17 protein-coding genes and 1 pseudogene are annotated in these 20810 nt (G+C 73.2%); 6 read left to right on the forward strand and 12 right to left on the reverse strand.

Annotated features, from left to right (window positions below):
- Window positions 1-161 precede the first annotated feature (161 nt).
- Entirely contained in the window at window positions 162-1580 is a 1419-nt protein-coding gene (locus ABT171_RS03130; protein WP_351239201.1) for a hypothetical protein, read from the forward strand.
- A gap of 55 nt (window positions 1581-1635) precedes the next feature.
- Here ABT171_RS03130 and ABT171_RS03135 read toward each other — a convergent pair whose 3' ends face one another.
- From ABT171_RS03135 to ABT171_RS03160, 6 genes are all read right to left on the reverse strand, one after another.
- A complete protein-coding gene (locus ABT171_RS03135; protein ID WP_351239203.1) occupies window positions 1636-1860 on the reverse strand; it encodes a DUF6059 family protein in 225 nt (74 codons plus the stop codon).
- Window positions 1857-3635 (reverse strand): acyltransferase domain-containing protein, encoded by a 1779-nt coding sequence (locus tag ABT171_RS03140; RefSeq protein ID WP_351239205.1) that lies wholly within the window; start codon window positions 3633-3635, stop codon window positions 1857-1859. Before ABT171_RS03140 ends, ABT171_RS03135 begins: the two co-directional genes overlap by 4 nt.
- A gap of 154 nt (window positions 3636-3789) precedes the next feature.
- Window positions 3790-4014 (reverse strand): acyl carrier protein, encoded by a 225-nt coding sequence (locus tag ABT171_RS03145; protein WP_351239904.1) that lies wholly within the window; start codon window positions 4012-4014, stop codon window positions 3790-3792.
- A 107-nt stretch (window positions 4015-4121) separates the two neighbouring features.
- Complete coding sequence (locus ABT171_RS03150) at window positions 4122-5342, reverse strand: ketosynthase chain-length factor (protein ID WP_351239207.1); 1221 nt, start codon at window positions 5340-5342, stop codon at window positions 4122-4124.
- Complete coding sequence (locus ABT171_RS03155) at window positions 5339-6604, reverse strand: beta-ketoacyl-[acyl-carrier-protein] synthase family protein (protein ID WP_351239906.1); 1266 nt, start codon at window positions 6602-6604, stop codon at window positions 5339-5341. The genes ABT171_RS03150 and ABT171_RS03155 overlap by 4 nt, the downstream gene beginning before the upstream one ends.
- A 256-nt stretch (window positions 6605-6860) precedes the next feature.
- Complete coding sequence (locus ABT171_RS03160) at window positions 6861-8450, reverse strand: acyl-CoA carboxylase subunit beta (RefSeq protein WP_351239209.1); 1590 nt, start codon at window positions 8448-8450, stop codon at window positions 6861-6863.
- 110 nt (window positions 8451-8560) lie between these two features.
- On the opposite strand from ABT171_RS03160, the gene ABT171_RS03165 reads away from it, so the two are divergent.
- Window positions 8561-9079, forward strand: coding sequence for a VOC family protein (locus tag ABT171_RS03165; protein WP_351239211.1), 519 nt, complete (start codon window positions 8561-8563; stop codon window positions 9077-9079).
- Between the two features lie 19 nt (window positions 9080-9098).
- Here the strand turns inward: ABT171_RS03165 and ABT171_RS03170 are convergent, their stop codons facing one another.
- Window positions 9099-9884: an AfsR/SARP family transcriptional regulator gene (locus tag ABT171_RS03170; protein ID WP_351239213.1), complete on the reverse strand. Its 786-nt coding sequence runs from the start codon at window positions 9882-9884 to the stop codon at window positions 9099-9101.
- Between the two features lie 293 nt (window positions 9885-10177).
- On the opposite strand from ABT171_RS03170, the gene ABT171_RS03175 reads away from it, so the two are divergent.
- From ABT171_RS03175 to ABT171_RS03190, 4 genes and pseudogenes are all read left to right on the forward strand, one after another.
- Entirely contained in the window at window positions 10178-10486 is a 309-nt protein-coding gene (locus tag ABT171_RS03175) for a hypothetical protein (protein ID WP_351239215.1), read from the forward strand.
- Window positions 10483-12759, forward strand: a complete 2277-nt coding sequence (locus ABT171_RS03180) for a TOMM precursor leader peptide-binding protein (protein ID WP_351239217.1) — start codon at window positions 10483-10485, stop codon at window positions 12757-12759. The genes ABT171_RS03175 and ABT171_RS03180 overlap by 4 nt, the downstream gene beginning before the upstream one ends.
- Window positions 12760-12821: 62 nt before the next feature.
- Window positions 12822-14084, forward strand: coding sequence for a sensor histidine kinase (locus ABT171_RS03185; protein WP_351239219.1), 1263 nt, complete (start codon window positions 12822-12824; stop codon window positions 14082-14084).
- Window positions 14085-14129: 45 nt separating this feature from the next.
- Window positions 14130-14660, forward strand: a pseudogene (locus ABT171_RS03190) (response regulator transcription factor); the annotation flags it as partial.
- Here ABT171_RS03190 and ABT171_RS41840 read toward each other — a convergent pair.
- The 5 genes from ABT171_RS41840 to ABT171_RS03215 form a co-directional block, all read right to left on the reverse strand.
- Window positions 14580-15584 (reverse strand): 4'-phosphopantetheinyl transferase family protein, encoded by a 1005-nt coding sequence (locus tag ABT171_RS41840; RefSeq protein WP_503073167.1) that lies wholly within the window; start codon window positions 15582-15584, stop codon window positions 14580-14582. The pseudogene ABT171_RS03190 and the gene ABT171_RS41840 sit on opposite strands and share 81 nt — an antisense overlap.
- 4 nt (window positions 15585-15588) lie before the next feature.
- A complete protein-coding gene (locus ABT171_RS03200) occupies window positions 15589-16848 on the reverse strand; it encodes an acyltransferase domain-containing protein (protein ID WP_351239221.1) in 1260 nt (419 codons plus the stop codon).
- 46 nt (window positions 16849-16894) lie between these two features.
- Complete coding sequence (locus ABT171_RS03205) at window positions 16895-18757, reverse strand: acyl-CoA dehydrogenase family protein (protein ID WP_351239223.1); 1863 nt, start codon at window positions 18755-18757, stop codon at window positions 16895-16897.
- On the reverse strand, window positions 18754-20496 hold the full coding sequence (locus ABT171_RS03210; RefSeq protein ID WP_351239225.1) for a fatty acyl-AMP ligase: 1743 nt from the start codon (window positions 20494-20496) through the stop codon (window positions 18754-18756). The genes ABT171_RS03205 and ABT171_RS03210 overlap by 4 nt, the downstream gene beginning before the upstream one ends.
- Before the next feature lie 69 nt (window positions 20497-20565).
- Window positions 20566-20754: an acyl-CoA carboxylase subunit epsilon gene (locus ABT171_RS03215; RefSeq protein WP_351239227.1), complete on the reverse strand. Its 189-nt coding sequence runs from the start codon at window positions 20752-20754 to the stop codon at window positions 20566-20568.
- Window positions 20755-20810 lie beyond the last annotated feature (56 nt).

The raw sequence follows: 20810 nt of genomic DNA on the forward strand, positions 1-20810 counted from the left end.
CGGTCACCTTCACCGACCGCGGTCACCACCAGGGGGCGCTGGACCCCGCCGCCGGTCTCGCCGGCCTCGGCCGCGACGCCCCTTTCGGCTCCAGGCAAGTGAAAGATCATCGTCCGCTAGGATCGCCCCCCGTCATGTCATGAACACGGGGGAGTTGATCCGTGAACCACAGGAGCGGGACGCGTCCGCGGGCGCGCGGCGCGGTCGTCGGGATATCGGCCGCCGGGATGTCGCTGTCCCTGGCGCTGCTGACCGGATGCGGCGGCGGTGGCGGTCACGGGACGGCCGGCGGTGGCAGGGCGACGGCCGCCGGACCGGCCGCCGCGGACACCGTGAAGGGCCCCGCCTACCGGGGGCCCGCGCTGCCCGGCTTCGCCGCCCGGCCCGCCTGGAGCCTGCCCGCCGGAGGCAGCTCGGCACCCGGCGTCCTCGACCTCGGTTCCACCCTCCTGCTGGCGAAGGACGCGCAGGGCGGCTACACGAATACGTCGGCCGAGGGCATGCTGTCCGACTACGACGAGGCCGAGCCGCTCACGCTGGAGTTCCGCGATGTGAAGACCGGCGCCGTCCGCAAGGCGCTGAAGGTGAAGGCCAAGACGGTCGAGGCGGTCACCTGGCGCGGCGGCGCCCCCGCTGTGGCCGTGACCTCCTCCACGACCAGCGCGTCCGACGGCCTCACCGAGGCGAAGACCACCACCACGGCCACCCTGTACGGCGCCGACGGCGGCGAGCTCGCCAAGGTCCCCTCCTACGAGCGGGGCACCCTGCTGGACGGCTACCGCGTCGAGAAGAGCGGCGACACCCTCCGCCTCACGCCCGTCGGCGGCGGCCCGTCCCGCACGGTCACCTGCACCGGCACCGCCGCCAGCTGCACCTACGACGCCGAGACCGGCACGGCGGACGCCTCCGTCGCCCATGCCCCGCTCATCAGCGGCGGCTACTACGCGGGCTTCCTCAACGCCAGCAACTACCAGACCGAGCCCGAGCAGATCACGCTCAGCGAACTCGCCACCGGCAAGCAGGTGTGGAGCACCGCCGACGCGAAGATCCCCAAGGGCGTGGCCCTGGACGACAAGGGCCATCCCAAGAGCGAGGAGAAGCGCATCCTGCGGATCGCCGGCGGCAAGGTCCTCGTCGGCTGGAAGGCCGGCCTCTCCCTCTCCTCCGGCAGCTGGATCCACGCCTGGTACGACCTGAAGAGCGGCGCGCTCCTCACCTCGTACCAGGGCCCGGCGGAGGTGCTGTTCTCGCCCTCCGGGGACCTCGCCGCCCGGGACGTGGTCAAGTTCGAGGACTTCCCCGGCACCGCCGTGTGGCAGACCGCCGACGGCAAGCGGCTGTGGGAGCAGCAGGACGGCGAACACGCCCTCGACCCGGTCCGTTTCACGGCCGACGGGTCGGTGCTGTACGGGACGACGGACGACAAGAGCGCCACCGACACCGGCATCGCGGTGGACACCCGGACGAAGAAGGTGCTGGCGAAGAACCTGCCCGAGGACGGCATCCCGTCCGTCGACACGGCCACCGGTTACGGCTACGTCGGCACGCAGGCGGGCCTGTTCGTCTTCGCGCCCGCGTGACATGGCGTGCCCCGGCCGGGCCGGGGCACGCCACGGGAGAAGCGGCGACGGGTGTTCAGAGCACCTGCTCCCCCGGCGCCAGCTCCCGTTCCAGGGCGCGTTCGTACGCGGTCAGGGGGACGTCGGGGCGCAGGCGCTCGGGGTGGAGAGGCGGCGGGTCGCAGGGGCCGGGGATCGGGTCCGCCGGCGGGAGCCAGACGTACATGCGGCCCGCCGCCACCAGGGTGCCGTAGATCGCCTTCAGGACGCGCAGCGCCTTCGTCGCCGTGCCGCGGCTCATCCGGTCGCCGCGGCGAGCTGGGGAGCGGCGGCGGGCCTGGCACCCGGGTGCGGGGCGGCGCTCCAGGTCCAGAGGGCGGACAGCGCCACCGGGGAGGGGGCGTGGCCCTCGGTCCACAGCCTGGCCGCCGCGGTGAGGACCGACTGGCGGTCGGCCTCCGCCGTGCCGGGGCGGCCCGGGAGCAGCGGTACGGCGGCGCTGGCGCCGAGGCGTACCGCGCGGTGGCGGCGCGCGAAGGCGGTGAGGGTCTGCCGGGGGCCCGCCTCGATCAGGAGCATGTCGTCGGCGGCGAGCAGGGACTCCAGGGCCTGTTTGAAGTACACCGTGTCGGTGATCTGGCGGGCCCAGAAGCGGGGGCTGAGCGCCTCCTCGGGGCGCAGCAGCTCGCCCGTGTAGCCGGAGTACAGCGGCAGCGTCGGCGGGCGGAGCGGGATGTCCCGGTAGGCCGCCTCCACGGCCTCGGACGCGGGGGCCATCGCCGGGGAGTGGAAGGGGCTGGTCGCCGGTACGGTGACCACGGTCAGGCCGTCGGCGCGGAGGGCCTGGGCGATCTCGGCGAGCGGCTCGGCCGGACCCGCCAGCATGGTCTGCTGGTTGGCGTTGACGGCGGCTATGGCCACGTCGTCGCGCAGGTAGGGGCGCAGGCGGTGTTCTTCCGCGGCGACCGCGAGCATGCCGCCGGGCGGGATCCTCACCGCCTCGCGGACGCGTGCCATGACCATGGCGACCGCGTCGGGCAGGGCGACGGCACCGGCGATGGTCGCGGCGACGAGTTCGCCCGCGCTGTGGCCCAGCACCGCGGTGGGGCGCACCCCCCAGCCGATCACCATACGGCCGAGCGCGTAGTCGACGGCGAACAGCAGCGGCTGGGCACGGCGTACGTCGTCGACGGGGATCAGCGGGCGGCCGTCGGTGAGCCAGTCCGCGCGGATCCGCGGGCCCTCGTCGCCCATGTGGGACAGGGCCGCGTCGAAGGCGGCGGTGAACACCGGCTCCCGCCCGTACAGGCCGGCCGCCATGGCGTGGTGCTGGGAGCCCTGGCCCGGGAAGAGCAGGGCGACGGGCCGGGGTCTGGCGGCGGTGACCGCCTTCGCCTTGTGCACCGTGGCGGCGGACAGCGCGGCGACGGTGACGGCGGCGCCGCGCACCGGTCCGGGCTCGGTGCCGCACGGCACCACGGTGGGCAGGGCGGGGAACGCCTCGTGGTGCAGACCCGAGAGCAGGGGCAGCAGTTCGCCGCGCACCCGCTGCTCGTCCCGCTCGTCCCGGCCCGACCACAGCAGCAGCCGGTGCCGGCCCGGGTCGGTGGCGCGGTGGCCGTGGATCAGGGCGTTCAGCTCCGGCGCGGTGTCGGGGTCCGCGGCGGTGACGTCGAGGACGCCGAGGACGGTGTCGCCGTCGGCGACCGCCTCCGCGGCGCGTTTGACGGCGTAGACCGTGATGGTCCCGGCCTCGGGCTCGTCGAATCCGGCGACGAGCGCGAAGTCCGCGGTGCCGTCGTGGAGTTCCTGGTGCGCGAGGCGCAGGGCGCGGCCGGGCGCCGAGGCGGTCCGCACCGCGAAGCCCTCGTGCTCGGGGGCGAGGGCGGGGTCGGGTGCGTGCGCACCGACGTAGACGACGGTTCGTACGGGCAGGTCGCGCGGGGAGCGGCCGAAGGCCCGCAGCACCGCGGAGACCGCGGCGGCCGACGCCGGCACGGGTGCCCTGTCCTCTCCCGCGGGGCCCGGACGGACCATCAGCCTCCGGATCACCGCGCTGTCAGCCGTCAGCGGCATGGGTACCTCCTCGTGGGCCGCGGACCGCCGCGGCCGGTGGGGCAAGGATCGACAGGAACCAGGGGGTGGGGGGAGGGGTCGGGCAGGGGGTGGGGGGAGTGCGGGCCGGCCCTTGCGGCGGGGGATCCGGGATCGGGGCGGCCCGCACTCCGGCTCAGGCCGCGTCGGCGCCGGCGGAGTTGATGAGTTCGAGCAGCGCGCGGGGGGTCTCGGCGTCGACGACCGCGTCGTCCGGGACGCTGATGCCGTAGGTGCGCTGGACCTCGCCTATGACCTGGAGCAGGGCCAGCGAGTCGTAGCCGAGTTCCAGGAAGGGGGTGTCGAGGACGTCGCCGTCCAGGTCGACGCCCTCCTCCTCACCGGCGCTCTCCCGCAGCATCCGGGTCAGGTCGGCCAGGGTGACGGTGGTGCTCGTGGTGGTGGTCACGGTGGGTCCTCCGTTGGGTGTTGGGTGTGGTGCCCGGCTCAGGGTGGTGTGCGGGCGGTTCAGGCCGCGCGGCGTACGACGAGTGCCGCGTTGAAGCCGCCGTGGCCGCGGGCGAGAACCAGTGCGGTGCGCAGGTCCGCCTCCCGGGGCGCCCCGGTGACCAGGTCGATCGGGTGGCCGGCGGCGGGGGCGTCGACGCCCGCGGTGTGCGGGATGACCCCGTCGCGCAGGGCGAGCAGGGCGGTGGCCGCGTCGAGGGCCGCGCCGCCGGCGAGCAGCCGCCCGGTCAGCGACTTGGGGGCGGTCACCGGTACGGCGTTCGGGCCGAACACCTCCGCGAGGGCCTCGGCCTCGGCCCGGTCCAGCTCCGGGACACCGGCGGCGTCCGCGAAGACGACGTCGATGCCGGCGGGGGCGAGTCCGGCGTCGGCGAGGGCGGTGCGGACGGCCCTGGCCAGGCCCGGCGGGCGCCCCGAGCCGGGGGCGGGGTCGAGCGTGGCGGCGTACCCGGCGATCTCGCCGTAGACGTGGGACGCGCCGCGCTCGCGGGCCGCCGCGAGGTCCTCGGCCACCAGGATGGCGCCGCCCTCCCCCACCACGTATCCGCTCGCGTCGGCGGAGAAGGGCAGGTAGGCGCGGGCCGGGTCCTGCTCGGTGCTCATCAGGCCGGTGGCGAGCTGCGGGACCCAGCCCCAGGGGCAGATGCCCGCGTCGACGCCGCCGGAGACGACCGCCTGGAATCCCTTGCGGACGTGGCGGCGGGCCTGGCCGATCGCGTCGATGCCGCCGGCCTGCTCGGTCAGCAGGACGCCGCTGGGGCCGCGCAGCTTGTGCCGGATGGAGATCTGCCCGGTGTTGACGGCGTAGAACCAGGCGAAGGACTGGTAGGCGCTGACGTGCTCCTTGCCCTTGCTCCACAGGTTCTGCAGCTCGCGCTGGCCGAACTCGACGGCGCCGCCGGACGCCGAGGTGACTGTGCCCATGCCGTACTCGGGCACCTCCCCGGTGTCGATGCCGGCGTCCTCAAGGGCCCATTCCGCGGTGGCCAGGGCGAGGCGGGTCATGTGGTCGGTCTGCGGCATGAGCCGGCTGGGGATGTGCTCCTCGGCGACGAACCCGGGCACCTCGCCGGCCAGCCGGGACGGGTAGCGCGTGGCGTCGAACCGGGTGACCGGACCGATGCCCGACTCGCCGGCCAGTGTGGCCTTCCAGTAGTCCTCGGTGCCCAGGCCGTTGGGCGCGGCGATGCCGAGGCCGGTCACCACGGTGGTCGTGGTCATGCGATGCTCCTCTCCGGTCGCGCGAGGACCATCGCGCTCTGGAAGCCGCCGAAGCCGCTGCCCACGCTGAGAACGACGTCCGTCTGCTTCTCGCGGGCGGTCAACGGGATGTAGTCGAGGTCGAGTTCGGGGTCCGGCTCGTGCAGGTTGGCGGTGGGCGGCAGCACCCCGTGCTCCATGGCGAGGGCACAGGCGGCGATCTCCAGCGAGCCGATCGCGCCGAGCGAGTGCCCGATCATCGACTTGATGGAGCTGACCGGGGTCCGGTAGGCGTGCTCGCCCAGGCTGCGCTTGAACGCGCCCGTCTCGTGGCGGTCGTTCATCTTGGTGCCGGACCCGTGCGCGTTGATGTAGTCGATCGCGGCCGGGTCGAGCCGGGCCTCGGCGAGGGCGGCGTCGATGGCCTCGGACATCTCGCGGCCGTCCGGCTTGAGCCCGGTCATGTGGTAGGCGTTGCAGCGCTGGGCGAAGCCGGCGATCTCGGCGTAGATGTGCGCGCCCCGGGCGCGGGCGCTCTCCAGCTCCTCCAGGACCAGCACGGCCGCGCCCTCGCCGAGGACCAGGCCGCTGCGGGTCCGGTCGAAGGGCCGGCAGGCGCTCTCGGGGGTGTCGTTGCGCGGGGTGGTGGCGAGGATGGCGTCGAAGCAGGCGGAGGTGATCGGGGAGATCGGGGCCTCGGTCGCGCCGGCGATCATCACGTCGCAGGTGCCCTCGCGGATCAGCTCCACCGCGTGGCCGAGCGAGTCCAGGCCCGAGGTGCAGCCGGTGGAGACCACGGCCGCCGGTCCCTCGGCGCCGGCCGCCTGCCCCACCTCGGCGGCCATCGAGCTGGGCACGAAGTGCCGGTAGAGCTGGGGAATGGCGTAGGTGTGGTCGACGACCCATTCCCGGCCGCCGTCGCTGACCACCGCGTACTCGCGTTCCAGGCTGGTGGTGCAGCCGACCGCGCTGCCGAGCGAGGTGCCGATCCGGCCCGGGTCGAGGGCGGAGGTGTCCAGGCCGCTGTCGGCGAGCGCCTCCCGGGTGGAGACGACCGCGAACTGCGCGGCCCGGTCCAGGCGCCGGGTCTCCTGCTGGGAGAGGCCGGCGGCCAGCGGGTCGAAGTCGCACTCGGCGGCGACCCGGGAGCGGAACGGGGAGGGGTCGTAGAAGGAGATGGTGCGGGTGGCGGTACGGCCGGCGGTGAGCAGGTCCCAGTACTCCTTGACGCCGATCCCGCCAGGGGCCACGACGCCCAGTCCGGTGATGGCAACTCGACGCATCATCTACCTCGCCTTCGACGGGGCGGGGTGCTTCGGGCACTCCCTGCCGGATGGAACTGTGCGGGCCACTGTCGATCCCTTCGTCCGGAGCACTGCGGTGTCGCGGCGGCCGGGGCTGCCATGGATGGGTCTCGCCCCGGCCGGCCGGCCCGGACGGCCGCCCGCTCGTGACGTGCCGCCGTATCCGGTGCATCCCATGGAACGTGCCGGTGCTCGACGGCCGCTCGCGTCCGCGTGGACGCCGCATCCGCGCAGGTCAGGTGGGCAGATTGCCATGCTTGCGGGCCGGTACTTCGGCCTTTTTGCCGCGCAGCACCGCCAGGGAACGGATCAGTACGGAGCGGGTCTCGGCCGGCTCGATGACGTCGTCCACCAGGCCGCGTTCGGCGGCGTAGTAGGGGTGCATCAGCTCGGTCCTGTACTCCTTGATGCGCTGGGCGCGTACCGCCTCCGGGTCGTCGGAGGCGTTGATCTCCCGGCGGAAGATGACGTTCGCGGCGCCCTCGGCGCCCATCACGGCGATCTCGTTGGTGGGCCAGGCGAAGGACAGGTCGCAGCCGATGGACCGGGAGTCCATGACGATGTAGGCGCCGCCGTACGCCTTGCGCAGCACCACGGAGATCCGGGGCACGGTGGCGTTGCAGTACGCGTACAGCAGCTTCGCGCCGTGCCGGATGATGCCGTTGTGCTCCTGGTCGACGCCCGGCAGGAAGCCCGGCACGTCGACGAGGGTGACCAGCGGGACGTTGAACGCGTCGCAGGTGGAGACGAAGCGGGCGGCCTTCTCGCTGGCGTGGATGTCGAGGACGCCGGCGAGCACGGCGGGCTGGTTGGCGACGATGCCGACGGTGTGCCCGTCCAGGCGGGCCAGCGCGCACACCACGTTGCGCGCCCAGCCCTCGTGGACCTCGAAGTACTCGCCGTCGTCGACGAGTTCTGCGATGACGTCACGGACGTCGTACGAGCGTCCCGGCTCGGCCGGTACGAGGTCGCACAGGGCCTCGGTGCGCCGGTCGGCGGGGTCGGCGCTCGGCGCGGCGGGCGGCAGCTCGCGGTTGTTGGACGGCAGCAGCGAGATGAGGAAGCGGACGTCCTCCAGGCACTCGGTCTCGTCGTCGTACGCGAAGTGGCAGACGCCGGAGGCCGTCGCGTGCGGTTCCGCGCCGCCCAGGCCGTTGTGGGTGATCTTCTCGCCGGTGACGGCCTGGACGACGTCGGGTCCGGTGATGAACATCTGCGCGGTCTCGCGCACCATGAACACGAAGTCGGTGAGCGCGGGCGAGTACGCGGCGCCGCCGGCGCACGGGCCGAGCATCACGCTGATCTGCGGGATGACGCCGGAGGCGGCGACGTTGCGGCGGAAGATGCCGCCATAGCCGGCGAGCGCGGTGACGCCTTCCTGGATGCGGGCGCCGGCCCCGTCGTTGAGCGACACCAGCGGGGCTCCCGCCGCCTCGGCCAGGTCCATCACCTTGTGCACCTTGGCGGCGTGGGCCTCGCCGAGCGCTCCGGCGAAGACCCGGAAGTCATGGGCGTACGCGAAGACGGTACGGCCGTGGACCAGGCCCCAGCCGATCACCACTCCGTCGCCGTGCGGCTTCCTGTCCTCCAGGCCGAATCCGGTGGCGCGGTGCCTGCGCAGCGGCTCGATCTCGGTGAAGGTGCCCTCGTCGAAGAGGACCGCCAGCCGTTCGTGCGCGGTGAGCTTGTTCTTCGCGTGCTGCCGCCGGGTGGCCTCGGGATCCGGGCCGCGGCTCACTTCCTCCTTGAGGCGCCGCAGTTCCGCGGCGGCGCGACGCAGGTCGGGGGCGACTGTGGGGACCGTGAGGTCGTCGAGGATCGTCATCGGCCGAACGTAGGCCCGCCGCCTAGAACCCGCCTTGAGACGGGGGCCGCGGCCGGTTCAAGGGGAATACCCATGGCGGGCGGCCGGGGACCGCTGGCATGATCCCCCGTATGTCATCCCCGTCACGGGTTCGGGTTCCGCCGCGCTACGCACGGGTCAACGCCTGGGTGATCAGCCGCGACACCGATGCGGAAGTGCGGTTCCTGGAGTCGGCGTTCGGAGCGGTCGAGACCCCGGGTTCCCGGATGCTCGACGCCGACGGCGACATCGGTCATGTCGAGGTCGAGGTGGGCGACAGCGTCATCATGCTCTTCGACGCCAAGCCCGGCTGGCCGTCGATCCCCGCCCACCTGCGCGTCTATGTCGATGACGTCGTGGCGGCCGTGGACCGGGCCACCGCGGCCGGCGCCCGGGTGGTGACCCGTCCGACCCTGCTCGCCTTCGGTGAGCGGGTCGCCCGTGTCCGCGACTGCCAGGGACATCTGTGGTGGGTGCACGAGCGGGTGGAGGACGTCGCACCCGATGAGCTGGCCGCCCGCTTCGCCGATCCGGCCGCCCAGGAGGCCATGGCCTACGTCCGGCGAACGCTGCGGGAGGAACTGGGGACGGCGCACACGGACCGGCCGTAACCGGTCCCGGGCCGCGGACTCAGCCGACCACGGCGTCCAGGGCCGGGTCCGCCGAGAGGATCGACTGGTGCAGCCGCTGCAGCCGGGCCGACGGTTCGAGGCCGAGTTCCTCGACCAGCGAGCCGCGCAGCCGCTGGTAGGCCTCCAGGGCCCGCCAGGCCTTGTTCGAGCGGTGCAGCGCGGTCATCAGATGGGCGCAGAAGTTCTCGTGCATGGGGTGCTTGGCCACCAGCACCCGCAGCTCGGGCACGATCTCGGCGTGCCGCCCGAGACGCAGATCGGCCTCGACGCGCAGCTCCAGTGCCGCCATGCGGTCCTCTTCGAGCCGCAGCGCCTCCAGTTCGAGGACGCTGCCGACGGGCACGTCCACGAGCGCGGGGCCCTGCCACAGGTCCAGGGCCCTGCGCAGCAGCTCCGCGGAGGTCCGGTAGTCGGCCGCCTCATGGGCGTCCCGGCCGGAGGCGCACAGCTGCTCGAACTCCTGGACGTCGATCTGTCCCGGCTGCACCTCCAGCAGGTAGCCGCCGTGCTGGGTGACCAGGATGTCCTTGGGCTGCCGGCTCGGATCGCCCTCCAGGGCGGCCGCTATCTTGCGCCTCAGCTGGAGGATGTAGGTCTGCAGGGTGGTCGCGGCGCTGCGGGGTATCTCCTCGCCCCAGATCTCCTCCATCAGCGTCGGCACGGTGACGACGCGTCCGGTCTGCAGGGCGAGCAGGGCGAGAATCTGCCGCGGCTTGGCGGCACTCGGAACCACCGACACGCCGTTGAGTTCCGCCGTGAGCCGACCCAGTACCTTGATGTCCATGTGATCACTCTCCCGTCTCGCGCGGGCGGTGCCCGCCCCCGTCCTACGCGGGCGGTGCCACCGGCCGAGGGACCGGCGGTCACCGCCTCCCGAGCAAGGCAAAAGCTTCGCAGCAGCCGGGTTCGAGCCACAGTGCCCAGGTCATGAAGAGGCCTGTGAAAATGTCATACCGCGATGGTGACGGCCGCACTGTGCGGCTTGAAACGACGCCCCCCAGAATTCGAGTCGCGGGACACGCCGAACGGATTCCCGATTCGCAGCGCCTCTCAACACTCATGACTCTGGAGGGTTCCATGAGCACGTTGACCATCCCCGCGCCGGCCCGCCCGGCGGGAACGCCCCCGCAGTACCTCGACATCGCGCTCCTCACGGCCCGCGCCGGCCTCGAACCGGAGCTGGCCGCGCGCTACGTCACCGACCCGGTGTCGGTGCTCGCCGAGTTCGGGCTCGTGGCGGCGGAGCCGGTCTATCCGGTGGGGGCCGGCCGGGAGACGCTGGTGATCGAGGAGCTGGACAGGACGGACGCCCACCTCGTCTCCGCCTGCGGCTCGCCCTACTGCACCCAGGACGCGCCGTACGACACCGCCGTGTCCGTCGCATGAGCAGACCCTCCGCGCCCGCCGCCGCACCGCAGGTGGGGTTCAAGCCCCACCTGCGCGTCGAAGTCGTCGGCGGTGAGGCCGTGTACCTGTTGTCGGAGCGTGGCACGACCGCCCTGCACGGACCGCACGTCGAGGCCGTCGCCCCCCTGCTCGACGGAACCCGGACCCTGGAGGCCGTGCTCCAGGAGGCCGCGACCGTGGTGGACGTGGCCGCGGCGGGCCGGACGATCGCCGCGCTCGCCCAGGCGCAGCTCATCGGCTATCGCGCTCCGTCGGCGGATTCCGCGGCCGAGGCGTACTGGGAACTCGCCGGTCTGAGCGGCACAGGCGCCCAGGCTGCGCTGAGCGGCACGCCGGTCCACGTGCTGGCGCTCGGCCGGACGGACCCCGGGCTCGTCCGCGAGGAGTGCCTCGCCTCGGGCCTCACGCTGGCCGGCGAGGAACGGTCCGCCGCGTTCACGCTGGTCGTGTGCGACGACTACCTGGACCCGGCGCTGGCCGACGTGGACGCCCGGCACCGAGCCGCGGGGCGCCCCTGGCTGCTGGCCAAGCCGTGCGGTGTCGAGGCCTGGGTGGGCCCGGTGTTCGGCGTACCCGAACGTGCCTGCTGGTGCTGCCTCGCACACCGGCTGCGCGGCCACCGCGCCACCCAGGCGCCGGTGCAGCGGGTGCTCGGGCTGCCCGGACCGGTGCCGCTTCCGCGGGCCTACCTGGCATCCGTCCGCGCGCTGGGGCTGCAGAGTGCCGTCCTGGAGACGATGAAGTGGGTCGCCGGGATGCGCTACGACGAGCAGGCCGCCCTGTGCACCCTGGACACCCGGACCCTGCGCACCCGCCATCACCCGGTGACCCGGCGGCCCCAGTGCCCCGAGTGCGGCGACCCCGGTCTGCTGGCGGCGCGCGTACGGCGCCCGGTGTCCTTCGTCCCTCGTCTGAAATCGGCCACGGACGGCGGCGGTCACCGGGCCCAGTCCGCCGAAACGGTCCTGCGCCGCTACCGGCACCTCGTCGACCCGCTGACCGGCGTCGTGCCGGAGCTGCGGCCGGCCCCGGACACCCCGCCCGGCCTCAACCGCTATGTCTCCGGGCGCAATCCCGCGCTGCGCGCCGACTCGCTCGCGGGGCTGCGGCACGGGCTGCGCAGTTGCAGCGGCGGCAAGGGAACCACACCGTTGGAAGCCGAGGTCGGCGCGCTGTGCGAAGCGGTCGAACGCTACAGCGCGACCCGCCAGGGGGACGAGCCGGTCGTCGTCGACACGCTCGCCGGACTCGGTGAGAGCGCACTGCACCCCAACACCTGCCAGCTGTACGCAGACCGGCAGTTCGCCCAGCGAGACCGCTGGAACCGCTCCGCCACCGCGTTCCAGCGGGTTCCGCCGCCCTTCGATCCCGGCGCGCCCACGGAATGGACTCCCGTGTGGTCGGTGACCGCGGGCACCCACCGTCTGGTGCCCACGTCGATGCTCTACTTCGGGGCCGCTCCGGGCGGACGGCTGTCGGCGCCATGGGCCGATTCCAACGGCAACGCGGCCGGCAGCAGTCTGGAGGACGCGACGCTGCAGGGCTTCCTCGAAGTGGTCGAGCGTGACGCGGTGGGCCTGTGGTGGTACAGCCGCACCCGGCAGCCCGCGGTCGACCTGGACGCCTTCGACGAGCCCTGGCTCACCGATGTCCGCAGGGCGTACGGCAGGTTGCGGCGCGATCTGTGGGTGCTGGACCTGACCGCGGACTTCGGCATACCCGTCATGGCTGCCGTCTCCTGCCGCAATGACACACCGGTCCAGCGCATTTGTCTGGGGTTCGGCGCCCATTTCGATCCGCGTACGGCGCTGCGTCGGGCGGTGACCGAGATGGCACAGCTGCTGCCGCCGCCGGCCGTGGAAGCGGAAGTGGGCCCCGAGGTCGCCCCCGTCCACCCGGAGCTGGCCTCCTGGTGGCAGAAGGCGACTACCCGGAATCAGCCATATCTCGTACCGGACCCGGCCGAGTCGCCCCGTACGCCCGCAAGTTACGTGTGCGAGCCACGAAATGACCTGCTCGATGACCTCACCATGGCCGAGGGCCTGGTGCGGGAGCGGGGCATGGAGCTGCTGGTCCTCGATCAGACTCGGCCTGACGTGGGGCTTCCCGTGGTGAAGGTGATCGTTCCCGGGATGCGTCACTTCTGGGCCAGGTTCGCGCCCGGCCGCCTCTTCGACGTCCCGGTGACACTCGGTCGCCTCACGCGCGCGACACGTTACGAGGATCTCAACCCGATTCCGTTGTTCGTGTGAAACCGGCTAGTTACAGCCATCACTGGCCGCGATCCAGTCGTGCCCATACCATGCCTTGCGCCATGTCCCCGGGCGAGGAGGTCGCGATGCTGGGCGCTTTCCGAAGAACGGAAGGTCCTGCGGATACCGAGGGTTCCCCCCACACCTCGGTCCACCCGGCCCTGGCGCCCCGTCTCGCCCACGCGATCACGATCGTCGTCCTGTGCTGCTACTGCTCCATCGTCATCATCAATGTGCTGACGTACGGGTCGGCGAGCACCGCCAAGCTCGCCGTCTGCGTCGGGGTCGTCCTGGTCGAGTTCGGCGTGCAGTTCGCCCTGGCCTCGCCCTCCGCACGCGGCTGGCCGCTGCGGCGACGCCTGATCGCGTTGACGGTCCAAACCGTCCTGACCTACCTGCCGATGGTCTGGTTCGGCCTCAACTGGGGCAGCATGCAGGGCCCGCTCGCGGCAACCGTCCTGCTCACCCTGCCGAACCGGGTCGCGTGGCCCGCGTTCGGGCTGGTGATCCTCGGCGCACCGGTGTACCCCTCCCTCGTGCAGGGACCGCTCTACGGCGTGTACGTCTTCATCTCCGTCTTCCTCGCCGGCCTGGTCATCTACGGCCTGACCCGGCTCACCGACCTGGTCCGCCAACTGCACGAGACCCGCGAACAGCTGGCCCGCATGGCCGTCACCCAGGAACGCCTCCGCTTCGCCCGGGACCTGCACGACCTGCTCGGCTACAGCCTGTCCACCATCACGCTCAAGGGCGAGCTGGTCAGCCGGCTGATTCCCACCCGGCCGGAGGTCGCCGCCGAGGAGACCACGTCCCTGCTGCTCGTCGCGCGGCAGGCCCTGGCCGACGTACGGCTCGTCTCGCGCGGCTACCGGGACATGTCGCTGCGGGAGGAGGCGGAGTCGGCGGCGCGGGTGCTGATGTCGGCCGATGTGCGCACGGAGGTCGACGTACAGGTCGGCCGGCTGCATCCTGTGGTCGACACGGTTCTCGCGACCGCGCTGCGGGAAGGAGTCACCAACATCCTCCGGCACAGCAAGGCCGAGGTATGTACCATCAGGGCCACCAGCGGGACTGAAACGGTTCTCCTCACCCTGGTGAACGACGGTGTGGAGAACGGGGGGGTGCCCGGCACGCGTTCCGCGGGCGGAAGCGGTCTGGGCAATCTGCGGACCCGGCTCACCGACATCGGCGGCGAACTGACCGCCGGCGTCGACGAGGAGGGTATGTTCCGCCTGGTGGCACGGGCCCCGCTCCAGCCGCACAAGGGGGAGGCACCCGCGGGCACGGCCACCGGCGCACCGGACGCCGAGAGGTCCGCAGCCTGAACGGGGCTGATCAGACGAGACACCGCTGCCTGGGGGAGGTAACAGGTGCTGTCCATCACCGTCCTGCTCGCCGAGGACGTGCACATGATCCGCGGCGCTCTGGTCGCCCTGCTGGAACTCGAACCCGACCTCAAGGTCATCGCCACCGTGGACCGGGGCGACACGATCGTCAGCACCGCGCTGGAGGTCCGGCCCGACGTGGCGGTCATCGATGTCGACCTGCCGGGCATGGACGGCCTGACGGCCGCCGCCGACCTGCATGTACAGCTCCCCAGCTGCCGCTCCCTGATCCTCACCAGCCTGGGCAAGCCCGGCATCCTGCGCCGCGCCATGTCGGCCCATGTGTCCGGCTTCCTGCTGAAGGACTCCCCTCCGGACCAGCTCGCCTGCGCCGTGCGCTCCGTGGCCAGGGGCGGACGGGTCGTCGACCCCCAACTCGCGCTGACCGCCTGGGACTACCCGGACAATCCGCTGTCCCGCCGGGAGATGGAGGTGCTACGACTGGCGGCCCGGGGAGCCGACGCCGCCGAGATCGCCGGCTGCCTCTACCTCACCAAGGGCACCGTGCGCAACTACCTCACCTCGATCGTCGGCAAGCTCGGCGCCCGCAACCGCGTCGACGCCATCCGCATCGCCGAGGACGCCGGCTGGATCCCCTGAGCCCGCGGGGCCGGGCGGCTGCCGCTCCCCACCGGTCGTCCCGTACAGCGCGTCCAGCAGCCCCTCGTGCAGCGTCGTCCCCACCGACACGTCCGACAGCTCCCCGAACCCGTCGTCGAACACCGCGACGCTCACCACATGGCTGCCGCCGACGGCGAAGGTCCCGAACGTCCAGCCGCCGTCGTCCGTGGCGGAACCGTCGGGACGGACCAGCCGGGCGCCGGACGCGCCGTGCAGGGCGAAGCCGAACTCGGTGAAACGGAACCGCAGGCCCTGGCCGAGCGCCTTGCTGTAGGCCTCCTTCAGGGTCCACAGCCGCACCATCGTGTCGTTGCGGGCGCTCTGCGCACCCCGGTCGAGGTTCCGCTTCTCGAACGGCGTGCAGGCCTGCGCCTCGGAACCGGTGTGCGCGAGCCGCCGGTCGGCGCGTTCCACGTCGACGCCGATCCGGCCCCGGCGGGTGACGCCGACGACCATCGTCTCGTCGGTGTGGCTGAGACTGATGTCGATCTGGTCCAGGCCCCGCACATAGGGGCGGCCACCCGGCAGATACGCCACGTCCACCAGGTGCGGCAGCGTCTGCACGGCCGCGGCGGCGGTGTACCGCAGGAACAGGCGGGAGGCGAGGAAGCGCTCTCTCATACCGGCCCGGGCGAGCTTCTCGTAGCGGGCCCAGTCACGGCCGAGGAGCAGGCGCAGGTCCGCCGCGTCCGGGTCCGGCTGCCAGCCGGGCATCCTGCCGTGCACCACGACGCTGCCGGTGCGCACCAGCTCCTCGTGCACCCGCTCCCAGGGCGATTCCGGTCCCGGCGCGGACAGCGGCCTGCCGATCGTCGTCATCGGCTCACGCCCCGGCCAGCGCCGCCGCCAGCGGTCCCGCGTCGAGCGCCGAGATCACCCCGGCCAGGTCCACCGCGTCGCTCTCCGGCCCGCGGCACACCACCAGGCAGGCCGGCCCCTCGCTGCCGCCCATCCGGCGCAGGAACGGAGTGAGCACCACGCGCGGCCCGATCTCCACCACATGGGTGGGGGTCTGCTGGGCGAGCATCGCCCGGGCGGCGTCGGCGAAGCGGACGGGGGAGGTGATCTGCTCGCTCCAGTACGCACCGTAGAGCGGTTCGGTGGTCAGCCGGCCGTACAGCGTGGAGTAGAACGGCACCCGGGCGGCGCCGCCCGCGACCCGGCGGGCCACGGCGTCGAACTTCGGCACCATGGGCGCCATCAGCGGCGAGTGGAAGGGGTGGGTCACCGTCAGGTGACGGCAGGCGATGCCCCGGCTCTCCAGCTGCTCCTGGATGCGCTCCAGTCCCGCCCGGTCACCGGAGAGCACGGTGGCCTTGGCGGCGTTGATGGCGCTGATGCCGACGCCGGGCTCGGACGCGACCAGCTCGGCCGCCTCGAACGGGGCCGCGCAGGTGGCCATCATGCCGCCGTCGGAGGGCAGGTACTGCATGAAGGCGCCGCGCAGCGCGACCAGCTTGGCCGCGTCGGGCAGCGACAGGGCGCCCGCGACGGCGGCCGCCGCGAACTCCCCGATGCCGTGGCCCAGGACGGCGACCGGGGTCACGCCCTCGTCCCGCAGGGTCTGGGCCAGGGCGTACTCGACGGCGAACAGGGCGGGCTGGGTGAACGCGGTCTGGTGGATCCGCGGGTCGTTGCCGAGGATCAGCTCCACCACGGACATGCCGGTGTAGGGCAGCAGCTCGGCGGCGGCCTCGTCGAGATGGGTGCGGTAGCCGGTGCAGTTCCAGTACAGGCCGGAGGTCATGCCGGGGTGCTGCGAGCCCTGTCCGGTGAACACGAACGCCGCCCGCACCAGGCCGCCGCCCGCCGGACGGGGGTCGCGCTGGGCCATGTACCGGGCCAGTTCGCGCACGGTGGGGTACGCCTCGATGTCGGCGGGGTCGAGCACCGGGCCGAACTCCTCCTCGATGTCGCCGTACAGGCTGAGCGCGGCCACCGAGTCGAAGCCTCCGTACTGGTGGAACGGCACGTTCTCGTCCACCGGCACCCCGAGGTAGTGGGTGAGCCGCTCCGTGAGCCATTCGCGCTGGGCCGCGCCGAACGAGTCGTCGTGTGCGTCGTCGTGCTGGGGTTCAGACATGGTCGGTGCTCCATCTCGGGCTCGGGTGGATACCTCCGCCGGCGGATCAGGCCAGCGCGGAGCCGTACAGGTCGTAGCTGCGGCGGCCGTGCAGGCGGTCCAGCGCCTCGGCGAGCACCCGCTGCTCGCAGGCGGCGACGGGACCGGCCCCGCCCGTCCGCTCCGGGGGCAGGCCGGGCACGGCCAGGCCGAGGCGCCGGGCGAGGCGGTGGAGCACCGCGGACGCCCAGGCGGGATCGGCCAGGAACGCGTCGGACGGAGCGCCGGTCTGGGCGCGCCAGGTCCCCAGGCAGGCCGCCGCCGCCAGGACCAGGGTGTAGCGGTCGGCGAGCGCGAAGGTGCGCGGGCTGGCCAGCGCGGCCCGGTCGCCGGGGTCGATCTCGCCGAACGCCCTGGCCAGCTCGCGCAGTTCACCGGTGAAGGCCCGGGCGAGCGCGCGCAGCAGCGGCCAGTCCTCGCGTCCGGGCACGGTGAGGTCGGCCGACTCCAGCCACGCGGTGCAGGCCACCAGGGTCGCGGCGAGCGGGTCGCCGTCGGCGAGCAGGGACAGCCGCGGCAGGTCCAGCGGCGGCAGGTCCTCGTGCGGCCGGAACAGCGCGGCGGGCGCCTCCGCCTCGGTGAACCAGGCGGTGCGGGCCAGGTGCGGCAGCTGCGGCAGGATGCTGACCTGGCGGCCCGCGCTGCCGGCGTGGCCGAGCGAGGTGACGGGCAGGTCGCGCAACTGCTTCTGGAACATCCCGTACGTGCCGCTCACCGCGAAGCTCTCCTCGCCGAGCACCGCCGCCATCTCGTCCATCGTCTCGGCGGCGAGCCGCGGCGCGAGGTAGGCGGCGGAGGCCGCGTACACGCTCATCTGCCGCGGCAGCAGGTGCAGCGACCGGGTGGCGACCAGGGCCAGGCAGTCGATGAGCAGCAGGTCGAGGAAGGCGCCGGTGAGTACGTCGCGCACGTGCCGCACGTCGAGCGAGGAACGGCCGTCGGCGCGGCGCCGGGTGGCGAACGCGGCCACCGTGCGCAGCGCGGTGTCGACGCCGGCCAGCACGATCGACGGGATGAGTCCGCGGATCAGCAGCGAGGAGCGCAGCGACAGTTCGTAGCCGTCGCCGATGCGGCCGAGCACCGCGCTGCCGGGCACGGTGCAGTCGGTGAAGGTGAGGGCGCCGAACTCGGCGCCGCGCATCCCGGTGGTGGAGTGCCGCCCGGTGTCGGTGATCCGGTCGGCGGGATGGCCGGCGCGGTCCAGGAGCAGTACCGAGTGGCTGCGGCCCCCTTCCCGGGCGTCCGAGGTGCGGACGAAGACGACCAGGCCGCGGGAGCGGGCCGCGTTGGCGATCGCGGTCTTGCTGCCGCTCACCGAGAGACCCCCGCCGCCGTCGGCGGCGGGACGGGCGGTCAGCTCGTCGCGGACGAAGTCGTTGCCGTGCGCCACCTCGTGCCGGGCGACGGCGACGCGGTCGCCGCCCAGCAGCAGCCGGGCGACGAAACGGCGCTGTGCCTCACTGCCCGCGGTCCACACCGGTACGGCGGCGAAGAAGCAGCTCAGGCCGTATCCGAAGCCGAGGGATGCGTCGCGGCGGAACAGGGGGCGCAGGAGCCGGCCGAGGACGTCCATACGGCTCAGCCGGCCGCCGAGCTCCACCGGAACGAACTCCGCGTTCAGGCCGAACACGTCGAGCACCCGCTCGGCACCGGGGACGGGTTCGCCCGCGGCGTCGGCGGCGAGCAGGGCGGCGGCGCCGAGCGGGTTCTCGGGGTCGTCCATGGGGCCCAGGGCGGCCTCCAGGGCGTCTATGCGGGTCTGCTCCCTCACGTTCGCGGTCCGGGGTGCCGTGACAGGTTCGTGGGCGGCTGCGGGTGCGTCGTGGCCGGTCGCGCCGTTCCCCGCGCCCCTTTGGGGCGTTGTCGTCATCGGCGTTCCTTTCGCGGGGCCGTGTGTCGCATCAGGCGCTCCACCTCCGGGTCGACCCACTGGTGCAGGGCGGTGAGTTCGCCGTTGAGGAACATGCGGCGCATCGCGGCGCGCTCCAGCTTGCCGCTGGTGGTGCGCCGGACCGTGCCGGGACGGACCAGGAGGACACCGCCCGGGGCCACGTCGTACTGCTCGCTCAGCCGCCGCTGCACGCCCGCGGTGAGTTCGGCCAGGTCGACGCCGTAGCGGCTGCGGGCCCGCAGTTCCTGGACCACGACGACGTGCTCACGGTCGCCGGGCACCCCGAACGCGGTGCCGGAGCCGAACAGGGCGCTGACCTCGCGCACCGTGCGCTCCAGGTCCTGCGGATACAGGTTGCGCCCCGCGACCACGATCACGTCCTTGATCCGGCCGGTCACGCACAGCCGCCCGTCGACGAGGGCGCCGAGGTCGCCCGTGCGCAGATAGCCGCCCTCGCCGTGCTTGATCCGCCCGTCGAAGGTGCCGGCGCTGTCCCTGGGGCTGCCCCAGTAGCCGGGCGCGACCGACTCGCCGCGCACCCATATCTCGCCGACCCGGCCGTCCGGGAGCGCCCGGCGGGAGTCGGGGTCGACGATGCGCACCTCGACGCCCGCGGGCCGGCCGCAGGCCACGGCCTCCCGCTCCGGCGCGACGGCACCCGGCGGCGCGGGCAGCGCGTGGGTGCCGAACGCGCAGGTGGTGCGGTCGCCGCTGACCAGCAGCGTCGCCTCGGCCAGGCCGTAGGCGGGCACCAGCGCCTCGGCGCGCAGGCCCGCGGCGGCGAACCGGTCGGCGAAGGCCCGCATGGTGGCCGAGTTGACGGGTTCGCCGCCGCTCACGGCGACCTGCCAGCCGGACAGGTCGAGCCCGGCGAGCTGGCTGTCGTTGACGCGGCGCACGCACAGGTCGTAGGCGAAGTCGGGGGCGCCGCTCACGGTCAGGCCGTAGCGCGAGATGGTCTCCAGCCAGTGCGCCGGGCGCTTGACGAAGGCCACCGGGGAGAGCAGGACGGCGGTGCCGCCGAGCCACAGGGCGTGCAGCAGCTGGCCGATCAGGCCCATGTCGTGGTGCAGCGGCAGCCAGCCGCCGATCCTGCCGCCCGGTACGGTGCCCAGGGCCGCGTGGATCGCCCGGTGGTTGGCGAGCAGCGCGCGGTGGGTCACGATCACCCCGCGGGGCTCGCGGGTCGAACCGGAGGTGTACTGCAGGAAGGCCACGTCGTCGGGTTCCCGCCGCGGCGGCTGCCACGGTTCGCCGCCGTCCGCCGGGGACGTGACGTCGGCGTCGGTGGGGATGCAGGTGACCTGCCCGTGTCCGGTACGGGCCAGCAGCTGGGTGACGTCGAGGGCCTCGGCGAGCGAGGTGAGCACGCAGCCGGCGCCGGAGTCCTTGACGATGCCCGCGATGCGTTCCCCGGGCCGGCCGAGCGCACCGAGGGGCGCGGCGGGCACCGCGATCACGCCCGCGTAGAGGCAGGCGAGGAAGCCGATGCCGAACAGGGCGGGCGACTCGTGCAGGATCAGCACCCGGTCCCCGGGGGCCGCGTGGCGTCCGATCCGGGCCGCCACGGTGCGGGCGGCCAGGTCGAGTTCGGCGTAGGAGAGCGTCCGAGGCCGCAGCGCTCCGTCCCGCTCGGTGAGGACGATCAGCGCCTCACGGTCGGGTGCCGCGGCGACTCTGCTCCGCACGATGTCGGTGAAGGTCCGGTGGCCGGTCAACGCCCTCCCCTTTCGGTGTCGTGGTGTCGCTCGCGTGCGCCGGGGCGACAGGTGGTGGTGGTCCGCCGGTCATCTCCCCGGCCAGGACGGCGTCCGGTGACCCGCGCTCTTGACGGTCCAGTCCGCGTACGCCGCCTTCGCCTCCTGGTCCGGCTCGCGGTCGCGGCGGGTCAGGGCGAGCAGCACGGCGGTGACGGCGGCCAGTTCGGCGGCGTCGGGACGGCCGCGCACCACGGTGATGTGCGTCTCGTCGGTCATGGCACCAGCGTGCACGCGGCGGCTAGAGCCGTCCTCGCGTCCCGAACGCGACCGAG

Origin of the sequence: Streptomyces sp. NPDC001851, from assembly GCF_040297165.1 — a bacterium.
In the GTDB taxonomy this organism is placed as follows: Bacteria; Actinomycetota; Actinomycetes; order Streptomycetales; family Streptomycetaceae; genus Streptomyces.